This is a genomic window from Martelella lutilitoris (assembly GCF_016598595.1).
GTDB classification, from domain to species: domain Bacteria; phylum Pseudomonadota; class Alphaproteobacteria; order Rhizobiales; family Rhizobiaceae; genus Martelella; species Martelella lutilitoris_A.
The window spans coordinates 1155199-1171661 of sequence record NZ_CP066786.1; the positions used below are offsets into that span (position 1 = coordinate 1155199).

Genomic DNA, 16463 nt, shown 5'->3' on the forward strand with positions numbered 1-16463 from the left:
TCGGGAAGCGGATTATGGGACATTGTCCGGAACAGGACTGTTGCCGAAAGGCCGGCAGCGACGGGCTGACAGGAGGGATTGATGCAGAATGTTGAAACGGGCGCGACGCAACCCGCTGACGAAGTGGATTATGCGGAGCATGCCAACACCTACAAGCTGTTCCTCAACGGAACCAAATACGGCACGGTTCACCTCGTGGCGCTTCTGGTGGCGATGGCGGCCGGCCTGCTTGGCCCGTTCGGTTTCATCGGCAGCTTGATCATTTTCATTCTCATCAGCGCCATCGGCATCTATATTCTCCGCTGAGCGTCCGTCCGGGCGTATCCGTTCCTAGAAACGCGGCATGACAGACGCAGTGCTGCGCTCCCTTGTTGCGCGTTTCGATCTGTCTTTGGGAGACAAGTTTGAGCAAGACACTATTTGTGCCGAAAGAGACGGCCCTCGCGGAGACGCGTGTGGCGGCCTCGCCCGACACGGTCAAGAAGCTGAAGGCGCTCGGCCTCGATATCGTCATAGAAACCGGTGCGGGGTTTGCTTCCGGCATCGACGACGATGCCTTCCGGGAAGCCGGCGCCGAAATCGCCGGTTCCGACGCCGCAGCCAACGCCGATGTAATCTTCAGGGTCCGCCGGCCGGAGCCTCATGAATACGAAACCTATAAGAGCGGCGCGATCGTCGTCGCCATGATGGACCCTTACGGCAATGAAGAGGCGCTTGCCGCCATGGCCGGAAAGGGGATTTCCGCCATTGCCATGGAACTGATGCCGCGCATCACCCGCGCGCAGTCGATGGACGTGCTGTCCTCGCAGGCAAACCTTGCCGGTTATCAGGCCGTCATCGAGGCGGCGGCCGTGTTCGACCGCGCCATGCCGATGATGATGACGGCGGCGGGCACGGTGCCGGCCGCGCGCGTCTTCGTCATGGGTGCCGGCGTTGCCGGTCTCCAGGCCATCGCGACCGCGCGCCGGCTTGGCGCCGTGGTTTCGGCAACCGATGTCCGTCCCGCCGCCAAGGAGCAGGTCGCCTCGCTCGGCGCGAAATTCATCGCCGTCGAGGATGACGAGTTCAAGGCGGCAGAGACCGCCGGCGGCTATGCCAAGGAAATGTCGGACGCATACAAGGCCAAGCAGGCCGATCTCGTCGCCGCCCACATCGCCAAGCAGGACGTGGTCATCACCACCGCGCTGATTCCCGGCCGTCCCGCGCCGCGGCTCGTCACCCGCGAGATGCTGTCGGCGATGAAGCTCGGTTCGGTCGCCGTCGATCTCGCCGTCGAGCGCGGCGGCAATATCGAGGGCGCGGAAGCCGGCAAGGTCGCCACGGTCGAAGGCGTTTCCGTCATCGGCCTCCTCAATCTGCCCGGCCGGATCGCGGCATCCGCTTCGCTGCTTTACGCCAAGAACCTGCTCACTTTCTTCCAGACACTGGTCGACAAGGAGAGCGGCGCAATCAACATCAACCGGGAGGACGAGCTCGTCGCCGCGACGCTTCTGACGCATGAAGGCGCGGTCGTTCATCCGAAATTCGGCGGCACGGCCGCCGGGGGAGAGGCCTGATGGCTTTTGAAGATGTCACCACCTCCATCAACGAGGCGATCACCTCGCTGGAGCAGGCCAAGACCGCGCTCGGCAATTTCGAGGACGGCTCGCTGGCAGCCCTTGCTCATGGCGCGACGGGCGGGGCGATCGATCCCTTCGTGTTCCAGCTGGCGATCTTCGTGCTCGCCGTCTTTGTCGGCTATTACGTCGTCTGGTCGGTCACGCCGGCGCTGCATACGCCGCTGATGGCGGTCACCAACGCCATTTCCTCGGTCATCGTCGTCGGCGCGCTTCTGGCGGTCGGCCTCTCGGCGAGCGGCCTTGCGACCGGCTTCGGCTTCGTGGCGCTCATTCTCGTCGCCATCAATATTTTCGGCGGATTTCTTGTCACCCAGCGCATGCTGGCGATGTACAAGAAAAAGGACAAGTAAGGCGGTCGAAACATGTCAGTCAATTTTGCAGCCTTGCTGTTCCTCGTATCAGCGGTTCTCTTCATTCTCGCGCTGCGCGGTCTGTCGCATCCCTCGACCAGCCGCAAGGGCAATATCTACGGCATGGTCGGTATGGCGATCGCCATTGGCACGACCCTGCTTCTGGCCAAGCCCGGCTTTTCGGCGCTGGTCTTCATCGTGCTGGCGCTGGCGATCGGCGGCGGCATCGGCGCCTATATCGCCCGCACCATTCCGATGACGGCAATGCCGCAGCTCGTGGCCGGGTTCCACTCACTCGTCGGCCTTGCCGCCGTTCTGGTGGCCGCCGCCGCGCTCTATTCGCCGGAAAGCTTCAATATCGGCGTTCCCGATGATATCCATCTTCGGGCCCTGATCGAGTTGGCGATCGGCGCCGCGATCGGCGCGATCACATTTACCGGGTCGATCATCGCGTTCCTGAAGCTCGATGGCCGCATGTCCGGCAAGCCGATCATGCTGCCCGGCCGTCATGCGATCAACATCGCGCTTCTGGTGGCGCTCGTCGTCTTCGTCGTCTCGCTTTCGGCAACGGCGAGCCCGATCCATTTCTGGCTGATCGTCATCATTGCCCTGGTGCTCGGCGTTCTCATCATCGTCCCCATCGGCGGCGCAGACATGCCAGTCGTAGTCTCGATGTTGAACTCCTATTCGGGCTGGGCGGCCGCCGGCATCGGCTTCACGCTCGGCAACATGGCGCTGATCGTCACCGGCGCGCTTGTGGGTTCCTCGGGTGCGATCCTCTCTTACATCATGTGCAAGGGCATGAACCGCTCGTTCATCTCGGTCATTCTCGGCGGCTTCGGCGGCGAGACGGCGTCTTCGGGCGGCGGCGACCAGGTCGAGCGCAATGTGAAGACCGGCTCCGCCGACGATGCCGCCTTCCTGATGGAGAACGCCTCCAAGGTGATCATCGTGCCCGGCTACGGCATGGCGGTTGCCCAGGCCCAGCACGCGCTCAGGGAACTGGCCGATCTGCTGAAGGAGAAGGGCGTCGAGGTCAAATACGCCATTCATCCGGTGGCCGGCCGCATGCCGGGTCATATGAACGTGCTGCTCGCCGAGGCCAATGTGCCCTATGACGAGGTGTTCGAGCTGGAAGACATCAACTCCGAATTCGCCCAGGCCGATGTCGCCTATGTGATCGGCGCGAACGATGTCACCAATCCGGCTGCCCGCGACGACAAGACCTCGCCGATCTACGGCATGCCTATCCTCGACGTCGACAAGGCCAAGACCTGCCTCTTCGTCAAGCGCTCGCTCGGCTCCGGCTATGCCGGCATCGACAACGAGCTGTTCTACAAGGACGGCACGATGATGCTGCTCGGCGACGCCAAGAAGATGACCGAAGACATCGTCAAGGCGATGGACTGATCGCTCCCGCGCATCCATCCTGACGCCCCGATCTTGCAGAAGACCGGGGCGTTTCGTTTTCGTGGGCGGCCTTGTTGGCGGAACCTCCGCATGCTGTCCGGCGTTCAACCCTGACGATTGATCATGAGGAAACTGCCGTGAAGCTTGTCCGCCCGCTCTTTGTGTTTCCGCTCATTGTTGCCGCCGGCCTTTCGACGATGAGCATGGACATGCCTGAAAACCCGCCGGTTCCGGAGCAGCGTCCGGACGATCTCGAACCGGCCGCGGGGCAGGAGGAGCGCGCGCAGCCCGCGAAACCGGCATCGGAAAATACCGGAGAGGACGCCGAGGTCTCGGAAACGGTCGCGCCCGAAGACCCTGCGCCACCGATTGAAGATGACGGTGAGTTTGCCCGCTGCACCGCGGCGCTCACGGCGCTGGGCGTCGAATACGAGGTTCTGGAGACGATTGATGATCCCGGCCAGTGCGGGGTGGGGCGACCGCTCAGCGTCACCATGGCGGCCGACGGCGTGCCGCTGCAGCCTGCCGGCACAATGCGCTGCAAGACCGCGCTGGCGCTGGCAAGCTGGCTTACCGCCTATGTCGCGCCCTCGGCCGAGATCGCCTTCGGCGCGGGCACGAAACTGACGGAAGTCCGCCAGGCTTCAACCTATGTCTGCCGCAACCGCAACAGTCGGTCGGACGGCAAGATTTCCGAACACGCCAGGGGCAACGCCGTCGATATCCGCTCGCTCTCCTTTTCGAACGGCAAGACCATAGACATGGTGCCGCGCAGGAAGGATGGCAGCCTCACCGGCGCGTTCCAGCGCACCGCAAGCGCCTCGGCCTGCCTGTTCTTTTCGACCGTCCTGTCCCCCGGCAGCGACGCGACCCATCAGGACCACATGCATCTCGACGTAATCGAGCGCAGCCGGGGCTACCGCTATTGCCGCTGACGCTTACTGTTCCAGCCAGGTGACGGCGGCGTCTTGCTGTTCGGGCTCGAATACCTTCACGTCCGCGTGGAAAAGCATGCCGAACATCTGCACGGCCTGCGTGAAGCCGCGATTGCTGCTGACGATGGCGATGCTCTTGAAGGCCAGCGGTTCCGAGCGGCGGAAGGGTTGGCCGCCCATCGCCGACCCGATATCGGAGCCCGCGAAATCGCTGGCGGTGACCAGAAGCAGCCGCAGCCCGTCATGGCTGGAACTGTGTTCTTCAAGCGCCGGCAGCAGCACATTTTGATAATCGCTCGCGCTCAGCGCATTGTGTATCGTGAAGCCGATGATGTTTTCCGGCAGGTCTTCGATCTTCTCGAGCATATAAGGCCTCCATTTTGCGCCTTTTTAGCGCGGTCGGCGCGGCAAGGCCAGTGAAAGAAGCTGTGACCGCCGGCGAAGAACCGTTCGGCCATTGCGGCATAAAACATGAGTGGATTAGTCATATTTATACTTTACCTTTTTAATCAGGTTTTATAGGGTTTCACCGTCATCAACGGAACGGCATGGCCGGGAGGGCGAAATTGGCGAAGAAGAACAAGCGTAAACAGGCGAAAAACCCGCCGAACAGCGGTGTGCAGGACGTGACCCGCGTCGCCGAGGCGCCTGAGGGGCTCAACGGCCGCAGCTTTCTCTATGTCGGCGGGCGCGACTGTCAGGTCGCCCATTTGCGCGCGGTGGCGGACGATTTCGGCGCCGAACTGATCCATCATGACGGCGGCCTGCGCGAGGCGGTCTCGCGTATCGACAGGGTGCTGCCCTCGGTCGACTGCGTCTTCTGTCCGATCGACTGTATCAGCCATGATGCCTGCGTGCGCGTCAAGAGCGGCTGCAAGAAATTCAAGAAGGCCTTCATCCCGTTGCGCAACGGCTCCAAGTCCTCGCTGGAACGCGCGCTGCAGACCATGAGCGAGCGCAATTCATGATAGGCGGGATGTATGAGGGCAGGGCGGTCGGCCTGATCGGGCTGCATGCGTGGCCTGGCTGCAGGTGTGCGACGATCGGCGGCATAAGCCTTGCGGTGCCCGGCGAAGCCGCCATTCTCCCATTCACCCCTCGAGACTCCACAAGACCGCTTTCCGGCGGGAAATGCCGGGCCGAGGTGATTGACCTCGCCTGCCGGCGCAACCATTTCTTATCAGTACGACAAACCGCCTGAGGTGCCCCATGTATGTCGCGATGAACCGGTTCAAGATTGCCATTGGATCCGAGGATGAATTCGAAGCCGTATGGAAAGGGCGCGATTCGCGGCTTTCAGAGCTTCCTGGTTTCATCTCCTTCCATCTTCTCAAGAGCAAGACGTTTGAGGATGAAGGCTACACGCTTTATGCTTCCCATACTCTGTGGGAGAATGAGGAAGCCTTTACGGCGTGGACGAAGTCCGAGCAGTTCCGCGATGCCCACAAGAACGCGGGCGAACGCAAGGTGAATTATCTGGGCCACCCGCAATTTGAGGGGTTCAACAGCGTCGAGGGAGCGTGAATGGCCGATCCTGCCGACATTGCCGTATTGCCGGTCCTGCCGTCGCTCGATCTCGCCGAGACCAAGGCGTTCTACACGGAAAAGCTCGGCCTCTCCGAAGTCGTGCACGAGGATGGGACCTATCTCATCCTGAGACGTCCGGGCATGGAGCTGCATTTCTGGCTGACGGACGACCGCGGACTTTGCGAAAACACCTCGATCTATATCCGCGGCGGCGGGATTGATGCGCTTTACGCCGAGTTCTCGATGCGCGGCATCGTGCATGAGCGCGGCTATGAGGTGCGCGAATGGAACATGAAGGAATTCTACGTTTACGATCCGCACGGCAATCTGCTGCGGTTCGGGCGCATTCCGGGCGAGGAAGCGGAATAGCTTCAGCCCTTGCGCGCGGGCATCAGGGCGGCAAGGGCGACCAGCAGCCAGCTTGCAATCACCGATGTGCCGCCGATGGGGGCGGCCATGGGGAAGAAGCCGAAACCCAGATAGGCGCGCGCCACGAGGTCTCCGGCAAACATCACCGTCCCGAAAACCATCAGAATACCAGCGGCAAGAGCGGCTGCCGTGCGCATGCAAAGCAGCGCAAGGCCGATCAGCGCCGGGCCGTTGGCAAGGCAGACGAGGGCTGCGGAAAGCAGCACCGCGCTGTCGCCATGATAGGAGGCTGCCGCGAGCATGATGCCGGCAGCGCCCGTGAGGCCGGCGAAGAACAGCAATATCCGGGCGGGGAGCGTCAGGACGGTCATGGGCTCAGGCCTTGTTCTGCATGTGGTAGGCGAGCTTTTCCACCGGCGGCAGGATGATCGCCCTCAGCTTCATGTCGGGCACGGTTTCTTCCAGCGCGCGGCGGAAGCACAAGAGCCACTCGTCACGCTCTTCCGGCCCGATCGGCGCCGGCATGTGGCGCATCCTCAGCCGGGGGTGGCCGTGTTTTTCCACATAGACCGGCGGTCCGCCGAGATAGCCCGTCAGATAGTCGCGGAACTTTGCCTCCGAGCCGGAAAGATCCTCGGGGTGGATCGCCCGGCAATGGGCCGCTTCCGGGAGCGTGTCCATCAGTTCATAGAAGCGGTGCGTCAGGCGCTCGACCGTGTCGGCCCCGCCAATGGCCTCGTAGAGGCTGATCGTTTCCTTTGCGTCCATCGCTTCATGCCCGGATCGTTGCTTCGTCTCTCCGATGTAACCATTTCAGGCAGGGATGCAATGCAGCGAAACGCCTTTTTCCGTCAGCACCGCGCGCTGCGCCTCGTCCAGTTCGTCGCCGGTCAGCACGGCCGAGAAGGTCTCGAGACCGGTCAGGAAATGCAGGCCCGGGCGGCCGAATTTGGTATGGTCGGCCAGAAGCACGCGCCGCTCCGCGCCCCTGACGATCAGCCGCTTGGTCTGGACCACTTCCGGATCCTGGTGAAAGGCCTCGCCCTCATAGATGGCCGAGGCCGAGATGAAGCCTATATCGGCGCGAAGCCCGCGCAGCGCGTCCTCGGTCAGGAGGCCGAAAAAGCCGTTGAACTTTCGGCTGTACTGGCCGCCGAGCGCCATCAGCTCGATGCCCGCGACGCCGGCCAGTTCAGATATCACACTCAGATTGTTAGATATCACAGTCAACGGCAGGCGCTGGGACAGGTGGGCTGCGAGATTGGCCGCGGTCGATGAATCGTCGATCATCAGCGTCATGCCCGGCTCAATGAATGCGGCGGCGGCCGCCGCGATCCGGGCTTTCTCGCCTGCGGCGATTTTCTGGCGATAGCGGAAATCGGCCTGGAACATGGCCGAGGATTGGACGGAAGCGCCGCCGCGCATCTTGCGCAGCTGACCGGACGCTTCCAGCTCATCGAGGTCGCGGTGCACCGTCATCTTGGAAACCCGGAAGCGCTGGCTCAATTCCTCCACGCTGGCCGTGCCGCGTTCCATCAGCAGCGCCATCATCGCCGCGCGTCTTTCGTCCGCCTTCAAGGCATTCTCCCTCGCCGTATGTGTCCGAATAATTGATATAACATCAAGATGGGTGGTATATATCACATATAGAAACGATTAAAATAACAAATATAATGATATTTATAAAATAATCTTGTGATTTCGCATTCCCGCATTATCATTGACTCACAATAAGGCCATGCGCCGATGGCGCGGCTTGACGCTTGGCAATCACATTCAAGCCTGCGTCGGCTATGGCGTTGGTCAGGCAACAGGAGAATTTGTTATGGCCCGGGTTACCTTGAGACAATTGCTCGATCATGCCGCCGAACACGGCTATGGCGTGCCCGCCTATAATATCAACAATATGGAGCAGGGGCTGGCGATCATGGCGGCCGCCCAGAAGACGTCCTCGCCGGTGATCATTCAGGCAAGCCGCGGCGCGCGCGCCTACGCCAACGACCTGATCCTGGCGAAGTTGATTGACGGGCTGGCCGAACTCTACCCCGACATTCCGCTCGTCATGCATCTCGACCACGGCAATTCCGAACCGACCTGCATGACGGCGATCCAGTATGGCTTCACCTCGGTGATGATGGACGGATCGCTGAAGGCCGACGGCAAGACCCCGGCCGACTACGACTACAATGCCGGCGTGACGAGACGCGTCTGCGACTTCTCGCACTGGGCCGGCGTGTCGGTGGAAGGCGAGATCGGCGTTCTCGGTTCGCTGGAAACGGGCGAGGGCGAGAAGGAAGACGGCCACGGCTTCGAGGGCAAGCTTGGCCATGACCAGCTTCTGACCGATCCTGACCAGGCCGTCCAGTTCGTCAAGGATACGCAGGTCGATGCGCTTGCCGTTGCCATGGGCACCAGCCATGGCGCCTACAAGTTCACCCGAAAGCCCGATGGCGAGGTTCTGGCGATGAACGTGATCGAGGAGATCCACCGCCGCCTGCCGGATACGCACCTCGTCATGCACGGCTCGTCCTCCGTGCCGGAAGAACTGCAGGAAATCATCAACAAATATGGCGGCGAGATGAAGCCGACCTGGGGCGTGCCGGTGGAGGAGATCCAGCGCGGCATCAAGCACGGGGTGCGCAAGGTCAATATCGACACCGACAACCGCATGGCCATGACCGGCGCGATCCGCAAGGTCTTTGCCGAAAACCCGTCGGAGTTCGACCCGCGCAAATATCTCAAACCCGCCATGGAAGCGATGACCAAGCTCTGCATCGAGCGCTTCGAGGCCTTCGGCACGGCCGGTCACGCCGAAAAGATCAAGCCGATCCCGCTGTCGGACATGGCCAAGCGCTATGCCGACGGTTCGCTGGCGCCGAAGATCGGCTGATCAGAGGTCGAAGAATGCCAACAAGCCGCTGCCTTTGGCGGCGGTTTCAGTGTGTTGACGAACCTTCCACCGATACGGACGTCATCCTCGGGCTTGTCCCGAGGATCTAACCAACCCTCCTTACGAGCGGAGCGGATGGTTGATGACATTCTGTTTTCAAAACGCATTTTGATCGCATGCGCCTGTCGCGCTGAAACGTGCTTAGATGCTCGGGACAAGCCCGAGCATGACGGCAATGCGGGGAGTTGGGATTGTCGCCAGTCTGACGCCGCCGCCCGTCACGACGGTCTGTCGTCTCCAAGCCCAGGCATGGCAAGACTTGCCCTCAGTGGATCCCCTTGGTCAGCCCCTGCACAAAATAGCGGTTCAGAAACAGAATCACGATCACGATCGGGATGGTGGAGAAGTGCGCCAGCGCGCCGAGCGTGCCCCAGGTGATGTCCTTGGTGCCGTAGGCGGACAGAAGCGCGACCGAGAGCGGCTTTGATTCCAGCCGGGTCAGGAACATCGGGTAGAGGAAATCATTCCAGGAAAACATCAGGCAGAACAGCACGCAGGCGATGATGCCGGCGCGAACGGCGGGCAGCGCCACCTTGAAGAAGGCGCCGAACTGGCTGCAGCCATCAGTCAGCGCGGCTTCCTCCAGCTCCGGCGGCAGGCCTCGAAAATAGGAAAACATCAGCCAGGTGACGAAGGCGGAGTTGAGCATGGAGTTGATCAGCACCACCGACATCCAGCTTCCGAGCAGGCCGATATCGCGCATCATCAGATAAAACGGAATGAGGGCCGCGACCGAGGGGATCATCCGGATCGCCATCAGGAAATAGGCAATGCCCATGGCATAGCGGCTTTTCGAGCGCGCCAGCGCATAGCCCGCCGGCACGCCGAGCGCCAGCGACAGGATCACCGAACCGGCGGCGATCAGCACGCTTGAACGCAAGAGGCTCCAGACATCGAACAGCCGGAAGATTGTCCGGAACTGATCGAGCGTCGGCGAGAAGCCGAAGGTCGGCGGGATCGAGAAGATCGCGCTGGAGGGCTTGTAGGCCGTGGTTGCAAGCCACAGGAAGGGAGCCAGAAAGAATACCAGCATGATGACGAGAAAGGCGCGGCGACCCGCCTGAAACCAGTATTTTGCCGTCATTTTCCGTTCGCCTTCCTGTCCGCGTGGCGGATCATCATCACGAAAGCCGCTGCGATGACAGCGATGATCAAGAGGGTGAGGTTGGCGATCGCCGAGGCGCGGCCGATGTTGAAGAATTCAAGCCCCTGCTTCACAGCGTGCAGCATCAGCGTGTTGGTGGCATTGCCCGGCCCGCCGCCGGTTGCCACATAGACCGTGTCGAACACCCGGAAGGCATCGACGGTCCGCAAGATCAGCGCCAGCAGCACGGCCGGCAGCATCAGCGGGATGACGATGATCCTGAGCTTCTGCGCGCCCGTGGCGCCGTCAACGGAGGCGGCCTCGAGGATGTCGGACGGCAGGGCCTTCAGGCCTGCGAGCAGGATCAGCGCTACAAGCGGTGTCCATTCCCACACATCGATGAAGATCAGTGTCGCAAGCGCGGCATGCTGGTCGGCGAGCAGCCCGCGCGGGTCCGTCAGGCCCCATTCGGCAAGAAAATAGCCGATCATGCCGTAATCGGCGGCGAGCAGGCCCTTGAAAATCAGGCCGACAACCAGCGGCGTGATGGTGACGGGTATCAGGATCAGCGCCAGCGCGAGCCGGTTGAACCGGTCATCGCGCCAGAGCGCCAGCGCCAGCAGGAAGCCGAGCAGGAGTTCGAAGAACACCGCGCCGAGGGTGAAGATCGCGGTGTTGATCAGCGCCTGCCGGCTTACCGGATCGGTGATGATCTCGACATAATTGTCGAGACCGGCGAATTTCGTCCGCTGCGGGCGGATCAGATTGTAGTCGTAAAGGCTGTACCAGATGCCCTGCGCCAGCGGCCAGATGCCGACCACAAGCACATAGGCGACCACGGGAACGGCCATGATGACGAGAAACAGCTTTCGCCGCGCGGCAAAGGGCATGCCCTTGGGTTCGACCAGTTCGATGCCCGGATGATCTGCGATCGCACTCACGCGCGTAACCTCGGTTTTGCTATCCATGCGAGAGCCGGACCGCCCGGACGCTGACGGGCGGTCCGCTGATGCAAGCGCTGTTCTCAGAACAGCTCTTCGGCCTGCGCCTGTGCGGCGTCGAGCGCTTCCTTCGGATCGGCATCGCCGACCAGCACGGAATTGACCGCCGTGCCGAGGAAATCCTGGATCTGCGGATATTCCGGAATGCGCGGACGGTAATCATAATTGCCGTTCTCGAAAGTTTCGGCAAGCACCGGCAGGAACGGGAATTTTTCCAACAGGTCGGGATCAGTCATCTCGCTCTTGCGCAGGAAGCTGCCGGCGCCCATGAGATTGAATTCCTTGTGGATTTCAGGGCTTGTCAGCCATTTGATGAAGGCCCAGGCGGCCTCCTGTTCTTCCGGGGAAACGTCGGCATTGATCGCCATGCCCCAGCCGCCAATGCCGTAGCTTGGCGCCATGTCGCCCGAATGCGGCGCGGTGGTGATGGCGACATCGTCAACGACCTTGGAAATCTCCGGATTGTAATAGCCGGGCGCGCCGACAGACCATGTCTGCATCAGCGCCGCGACGCCCTGGCGGAAGCTTTCCTCGCGGCCGCCCCAGTCATAGCCGGCAGCGCCGGGCGGCGCCGCCTTGCGGAACAGATCGCGATAGACCTTGAGGCTTTCCACATTGGCATCGGAATTGAGCGTCGGCATGCCGTCCCCGCCCATGATCGCGCCGCCCATTTCGCTGTTATACTGCATCCAGTCCTGGGCGCTGGCCGGGCCCTTCTGGCCGTTGGCAACGAAGCCGTAGAGGCCGGCATCCGGGTCGGTCAGCTTTTCGGCGGCGGCGACGAATTCTTCCATGGTCGTCGGCGCTTCAAGGCCGGCCTCATCCAGGCGGGTCTTGTTATAGGCCAGCACATTGGCATAACCGGCGAAGGGGAAGGCGACCTGCTGGCCTTCGTAATTGCCGAGACCCATCATCAGGTTGGGATAGATATCATCGACATCGATCTCCTCGGCATCGCGTTCGATCAGGTCGGAAAGTTCGACCGAATAGCCGTTTTCGGCATATTCTCCGGCCCAGACGATGTCCATGGTGACGAGGTCGTAGCCTTCGGTATCGCCGATATAATCGGCGGTGGTCTTGGTCAGAAGCGAGCCGTAGTCGAGAATGTCGACCTTGACGGTGGCGCCGGTCTCTTCCTCGAATTTCGGCGCCAGTTCGGCGATCACCGGCGCGAACTGGTCGTTCTGCGAGGCGATGGTGAGCGTGATGCCCGAAAAGGGCTTGTCCTGCGCAAGGGCGGTGGACCCCATCAGGCAGGCGAGAAGCCCCGCTGTCGCAAGCTTTGCGGCGTCTGCGTTTTTCATATTGTTCCCCTTTGTGTCATGCATCTGTTGTTGGAATGAATGTCATGATCGATAAACACTATACATCAAACAAAAACGCACTCAAGCGCACTTGACAAAAAAAGAATTCAAGTAAAAAATCACAAAAAAGAACATTATCGCCCAAAAATCAGACAAATCCGGCCTGTTTTGCCTGAAAATTGAGCAAACGCCTGATCGGGAACCAGAATGCAGTGCCTGACCGACTTTTCGACGCCCTTGTCCGGCGACCTTGAGCAACGCCTCGAACAGCTTGCCGCACGCGCGGCCTGGGAGATGGACTGTATCGAGGCCGTAGCGCCGGTATGGCTGAAAAAGCCAGAGAAAGAGGCGCGTTACAATGCCGTGATCGTCGGGGCCGGGCTGAACGGGCTCTCGGCCGCCTTCGCGCTGAGGCGTCGCGGCATCGAGGGCATTCTCGTCATCGATCAGGCCGAGGCCGGGCGCGAGGGGCCGTGGGTCACGTCCGCGCGGATGAAGACGCTGCGCTCGCCGAAGACGCTGGCCGGTCCCGATTTCGGCATTCCGAGCCTCAGTCCGCGCGCATGGTACGAAGCGGTTTACGGCGCCGAAACCTTTGCCGGGCTCGAGAAGATCGGCCGCGAGGACTGGATGCGCTACATGCTCTGGTTCCGCCAGGCGAGCGGCGTGACGGTTCATAACGAAACCCGGCTTGAGGCCGTGGCCGAAGCCGAAGAGGGCGTGCGGCTGACGATTTCGGGCAATGCGGGGCTTCCCGGCGAGATCACCTGCCGCCGGCTGATCATGGCCAATGGCATGGATGGCTGCGGCGGGCCTTACGTGCCGGAGAATGTTGCCGCACTTCCCAAGGTGTTCTGGACGCATAGCGGCGAAGAGGCCGATGACAGTCATCTTCAGGGCAAGGATGTGATCGTTCTCGGCTCGGCCACCTCCAGCTTCGACTGGGCCGTGACCGCGCTGGAGGCGGGCGCGCGCCGCGTCACCATGGTCGCCCGCGCAAAGGAACTTGCCTGCACCGAGGTGCTCGCATGGACCAATTTCCCCGGCTATCTCGGCACCTTCGCTGAACTGCCGGATGATGAGAAATGGCGCTTCTCGCGGCACTATTATGATCTGAAGGTGCCGCCGACGCAGGACCAATATGACCGCGCCACGTCCTATCCGAATTTCACGATGGAGCTTGGCAGCGGCGTAAATGCGCTTGCCGTCGAGGATGGTCGCATCCGCGCCGAGACGAAGAATGGCACGCTGATGGCCGATCATATTCTGCTGGGCACTGGCTACAGCGTCGATTTTTCCATGCGGCCGGAGCTTCTCCCCCTTGAGGGGCGTTTTGCCCATTGGCGCGACCGTTTCATACCGCCTGAAGGCGAGGATTGCCCGCCGGTCTTGCAGGCGCCCTATCTTGGGCGCACATTCGAACTGACGCCGATGGATGCGGCGCGCGACCGGTGGATCTCGCGCATCCACATGTTCAATGGCGGCGCGGTGCCGAGCCTCGGGCCCGTTTCAAACGGCATCACCGGGGTCAAATACGGCATCGCCCGCATCGCCGACGGCATGACGCGGGCCTTTTTCCTGGAAGACGCCGCGCGCTTCCGGGAAGAGCTTGCCGGCTATCGCGAACAGCATTTCAATCCGCGCGGAAAGGTCTCGGCCTGATAGGGCCGGGGAGGACAACATGACGACACCGCTGACACTCGATGCCGTGCTGGCCAAGGCCCAGACGCGCAGTTTCGAATTTCCCTACATGCTCGCCAATCACGTGCCGATGGTGCTGATCGCGCTCGACCGGCTCGGCGCCACGCCCGAGCGGCTCGATGAATGGTACGAGACCTATCGCGACGCCCATGCCGTGCCGCCGATCGCCGCCCCCGTCGCGCCGATCAATCCCGGAAACTGGCAGGAAGCGCTCGGCGAACGCGCCCGCGAGGCGGATTATCGCGGCTTCTTTGTCGGCGAGGTGCAGCGGCTCGGCATCGACAAGGCAATCCGTGCCTATCTGCCGGCGATGACGCAGGGGGTTGCCGGAAGCGCCACGCATCCGCTGATGCGGCTTGCCTATGGCGTGTTGAAGAATGATGCGCGCGAGGTCGGCCACGCGCTCGGCTATTGGGCGGCGACCTATCTGCCGCTGCCGGGGCCGGGCAGGTTCGAAGCCGACACGGATGATCCGGCGGAGGTGTTGGCCGGGATCGCCGAGATCGAGGGCATCCGCGATTACGAGACGGAGACCGATCTGCTCTGGCATAATATCCGTGCCGTTGGCGCGCTTCCGGGGTTTGCCCCGGTGATCGATCGGCTGCGATTTCACGATAACACGGTGCGGCGGATGACCGAGGTGTCGCTTGTTGCCTTCGCCTTCACGCTGGATTTCTCCGCGCTCCACGCCGTCACCGGCATGCACTGGATGCGCCTTGTCACCCCGCATGTGGATGAGGACAAGGTCGAGCCGCTCTACCGCGCCTTCTGGCAGGTGATCGCGGCGCTTGTGCCGAAGATCGGCTTTCCGGTCTTCCCCACGGCCGATGAGGTGCAGGCCATGCGCGAACGCGATGCCCCCGAATGGCCGGAGATCAAGGCGGCTGCCATCGCCTCCTATGACGAACACGACGTCAGCTTGACCTTCTCGGCATCGGAAGAGCAGAAAGCATGGGGCGGCGACCGGCTCTACCGCGTTGCCGCCGCCCGCCGACTTCGCCTGATCGACTGAGGAAAGCCCTTGCCTGCACATGTCGTCGTTGAGAATATCCGCAATCACCGGGGTGAGCGCGTCACGCTCCTGGTCCGGGAGGGGCTTGTTTCCGGATTTGCGCCGGAAGGGGCGGTTGACGTTCCCGATGCGGCCGAGCGCTTCGACGGCGGCGGGAAGATGATCCTGCCGGGGCTTGTCGATGGGCATATCCATCTCGACAAGACGCTGATCGGATTGCCCTTCATTCCGCATATTCCCGGCGATACGGTCGCCAAGCGTATTGCCGCCGAGCGCGAGCTGCGCCGCACGGTGGCGCTTCCGGTGACGGCGCGCGGCGGGGCGCTGATCGAGAAGATCGCCGCACTGGGAACGGTCGCCGTCAGAAGCCATGTCGATATCGACACCGAGACCGGGCTGAAAGGGCTCGAACAGGTGCTGTCGCTGCGAGAAAGCCATGGTTATCTGATCGACATCGAGATCGTCGCCTTTCCCCAATCCGGCATTATTCGTGATCCGGGCACGGCAGAGCTGCTGCACGAGGCTGTTGCGGCTGGTGCTGACCTTGTCGGCGGGCTGGATCCGGCGGGCATCGACAATGATATCGAGGGTCATCTCAATGCCGTCTTTGCCATTGCCGAGAGGCACAATGTCGGCGTCGACCTGCATCTTCATGATGGCGGCGCGCTTGGCGCTTTCGAACTGCGCCGGATTGCCGAGCGCACGATCGCGCTGTCGCTTCAGGGCCGGGTGGCCGTCAGTCATGCCTTCTGCCTTGGTGAGCTGGATGATGCGGATTTCGGCAGGACGGCGGCGCTTCTGGCGCGCGCCGAGATCTCGATCATGACCAATGGGCCGGGCCCGGTGCCGATGCCGCCGGTCAGGCGACTGGCCGAAGCAGGCGTCCGGGTCTTCGCCGGCTCCGACAATATCCGCGATGCCTGGTCACCTTTCGGCAATGGCGATCTGATCGAACGCGCCGGCATCATCTGCGACCGGCAGGGTTTCCGCGCCGACGATGACCTGGAGCGGGCCTTTGCGCTGGTAACGCAAGCCTCCGGCGCCGTGCTCGGTCGAGGAGAGCCGCTCTCCCCCGGCGCGCCTGCCGATTTCATTCTGCTCGAATGCGGCAGCATCGCCGAGACGCTGGCCGAGCGTCCCGTGAGCCGCGCCGTGTTCAAGGCCGGGCGCAAGGTTGCCGAAGCCGGGCGGCTGGTGTGAT

At 62.1% G+C, this 16463-nt stretch carries 19 protein-coding genes; 12 read left to right on the plus strand and 7 right to left on the minus strand.

Going from position 1 to position 16463, the window contains the following annotated elements; all coding sequences use genetic code 11:
- Positions 1-81: 81 nt before the first annotated feature.
- From JET14_RS05320 to JET14_RS05340, 5 genes are all read left to right on the plus strand, one after another.
- Positions 82-306 carry an aa3-type cytochrome c oxidase subunit IV gene (locus JET14_RS05320; RefSeq protein WP_024706601.1) on the plus strand — a complete coding sequence of 75 codons (225 nt, stop codon included), beginning with the start codon at positions 82-84 and terminating at the stop codon, positions 304-306.
- A gap of 98 nt (positions 307-404) precedes the next feature.
- Entirely contained in the window at positions 405-1556 is a 1152-nt protein-coding gene (locus JET14_RS05325) for a Re/Si-specific NAD(P)(+) transhydrogenase subunit alpha (protein ID WP_200337124.1), read from the plus strand.
- Positions 1556-1969, plus strand: coding sequence for a proton-translocating transhydrogenase family protein (locus JET14_RS05330; protein WP_024706603.1), 414 nt, complete (start codon positions 1556-1558; stop codon positions 1967-1969). The genes JET14_RS05325 and JET14_RS05330 overlap by 1 nt, the downstream gene beginning before the upstream one ends.
- Before the next feature lie 12 nt (positions 1970-1981).
- Positions 1982-3379, plus strand: coding sequence for an NAD(P)(+) transhydrogenase (Re/Si-specific) subunit beta (locus JET14_RS05335; RefSeq protein ID WP_024706604.1), 1398 nt, complete (start codon positions 1982-1984; stop codon positions 3377-3379).
- A 137-nt stretch (positions 3380-3516) separates the two neighbouring features.
- On the plus strand, positions 3517-4314 hold the full coding sequence (locus JET14_RS05340; RefSeq protein ID WP_246750528.1) for an extensin-like domain-containing protein: 798 nt from the start codon (positions 3517-3519) through the stop codon (positions 4312-4314).
- Between the two features lie 3 nt (positions 4315-4317).
- On the opposite strand, the gene JET14_RS05345 is transcribed toward JET14_RS05340, so the two are convergent.
- Entirely contained in the window at positions 4318-4680 is a 363-nt protein-coding gene (locus tag JET14_RS05345; protein ID WP_024706606.1) for an STAS/SEC14 domain-containing protein, read from the minus strand.
- 152 nt (positions 4681-4832) lie between these two features.
- On the opposite strand from JET14_RS05345, the gene JET14_RS05350 reads away from it, so the two are divergent.
- The 3 genes from JET14_RS05350 to JET14_RS05360 all read left to right on the plus strand — a co-directional run bounded on the left by JET14_RS05350 (position 4833) and on the right by JET14_RS05360 (position 6210).
- The gene (locus JET14_RS05350) at positions 4833-5282 is read left to right on the plus strand and encodes a DUF2325 domain-containing protein (RefSeq protein ID WP_432443078.1); all 450 of its coding nucleotides are present in this window, start codon (positions 4833-4835) and stop codon (positions 5280-5282) included.
- Positions 5283-5523: 241 nt separating this feature from the next.
- Positions 5524-5838, plus strand: coding sequence for an antibiotic biosynthesis monooxygenase family protein (locus JET14_RS05355; protein WP_200337126.1), 315 nt, complete (start codon positions 5524-5526; stop codon positions 5836-5838).
- On the plus strand, positions 5839-6210 hold the full coding sequence (locus JET14_RS05360; protein ID WP_200337127.1) for a bleomycin resistance protein: 372 nt from the start codon (positions 5839-5841) through the stop codon (positions 6208-6210).
- A gap of 2 nt (positions 6211-6212) precedes the next feature.
- Here the strand turns inward: JET14_RS05360 and JET14_RS05365 are convergent, their stop codons facing one another.
- From JET14_RS05365 to JET14_RS05375, 3 genes are read right to left on the minus strand one after another with little or no spacing between them, the layout of a single operon-like run.
- On the minus strand, positions 6213-6581 hold the full coding sequence (locus JET14_RS05365) for a DUF423 domain-containing protein (RefSeq protein WP_200337128.1): 369 nt from the start codon (positions 6579-6581) through the stop codon (positions 6213-6215).
- 4 nt (positions 6582-6585) lie between these two features.
- The gene (locus tag JET14_RS05370) at positions 6586-6978 is read right to left on the minus strand and encodes a group II truncated hemoglobin (protein ID WP_200337129.1); all 393 of its coding nucleotides are present in this window, start codon (positions 6976-6978) and stop codon (positions 6586-6588) included.
- A 45-nt stretch (positions 6979-7023) separates the two neighbouring features.
- A complete protein-coding gene (locus JET14_RS05375; protein WP_200337130.1) occupies positions 7024-7788 on the minus strand; it encodes a DeoR/GlpR family DNA-binding transcription regulator in 765 nt (254 codons plus the stop codon).
- A 247-nt stretch (positions 7789-8035) separates the two neighbouring features.
- Here JET14_RS05375 and fba point away from each other — a divergent pair, with 247 nt between their 5' ends.
- Positions 8036-9100 (plus strand): class II fructose-bisphosphate aldolase, encoded by a 1065-nt coding sequence (fba, locus tag JET14_RS05380; protein WP_200337131.1) that lies wholly within the window; start codon positions 8036-8038, stop codon positions 9098-9100.
- Between the two features lie 325 nt (positions 9101-9425).
- Here the strand turns inward: fba and JET14_RS05385 are convergent, their stop codons facing one another.
- The 3 genes from JET14_RS05385 to JET14_RS05395 all read right to left on the minus strand — a co-directional run bounded on the left by JET14_RS05385 (position 9426) and on the right by JET14_RS05395 (position 12549).
- The gene (locus JET14_RS05385) at positions 9426-10244 is read right to left on the minus strand and encodes a carbohydrate ABC transporter permease (RefSeq protein WP_200337132.1); all 819 of its coding nucleotides are present in this window, start codon (positions 10242-10244) and stop codon (positions 9426-9428) included.
- Complete coding sequence (locus JET14_RS05390) at positions 10241-11134, minus strand: carbohydrate ABC transporter permease (protein ID WP_200337993.1); 894 nt, start codon at positions 11132-11134, stop codon at positions 10241-10243. Before JET14_RS05390 ends, JET14_RS05385 begins: the two co-directional genes overlap by 4 nt.
- Positions 11135-11268: 134 nt before the next feature.
- Complete coding sequence (locus JET14_RS05395) at positions 11269-12549, minus strand: ABC transporter substrate-binding protein (RefSeq protein WP_200337133.1); 1281 nt, start codon at positions 12547-12549, stop codon at positions 11269-11271.
- A gap of 207 nt (positions 12550-12756) precedes the next feature.
- Between JET14_RS05395 and JET14_RS05400 the strand changes: the two genes are divergently transcribed.
- Genes JET14_RS05400 through JET14_RS05410 form a run of 3 tightly spaced genes read left to right on the plus strand, consistent with a single transcriptional unit; the run spans position 12757 to position 16462 of the window.
- Positions 12757-14211, plus strand: coding sequence for an NAD(P)-binding domain-containing protein (locus tag JET14_RS05400; protein ID WP_200337134.1), 1455 nt, complete (start codon positions 12757-12759; stop codon positions 14209-14211).
- Between the two features lie 19 nt (positions 14212-14230).
- Positions 14231-15262, plus strand: a complete 1032-nt coding sequence (locus tag JET14_RS05405; RefSeq protein ID WP_200337135.1) for a questin oxidase family protein — start codon at positions 14231-14233, stop codon at positions 15260-15262.
- Between the two features lie 9 nt (positions 15263-15271).
- Positions 15272-16462, plus strand: coding sequence for an amidohydrolase (locus tag JET14_RS05410; protein ID WP_200337136.1), 1191 nt, complete (start codon positions 15272-15274; stop codon positions 16460-16462).
- Position 16463 lies beyond the last annotated feature (1 nt).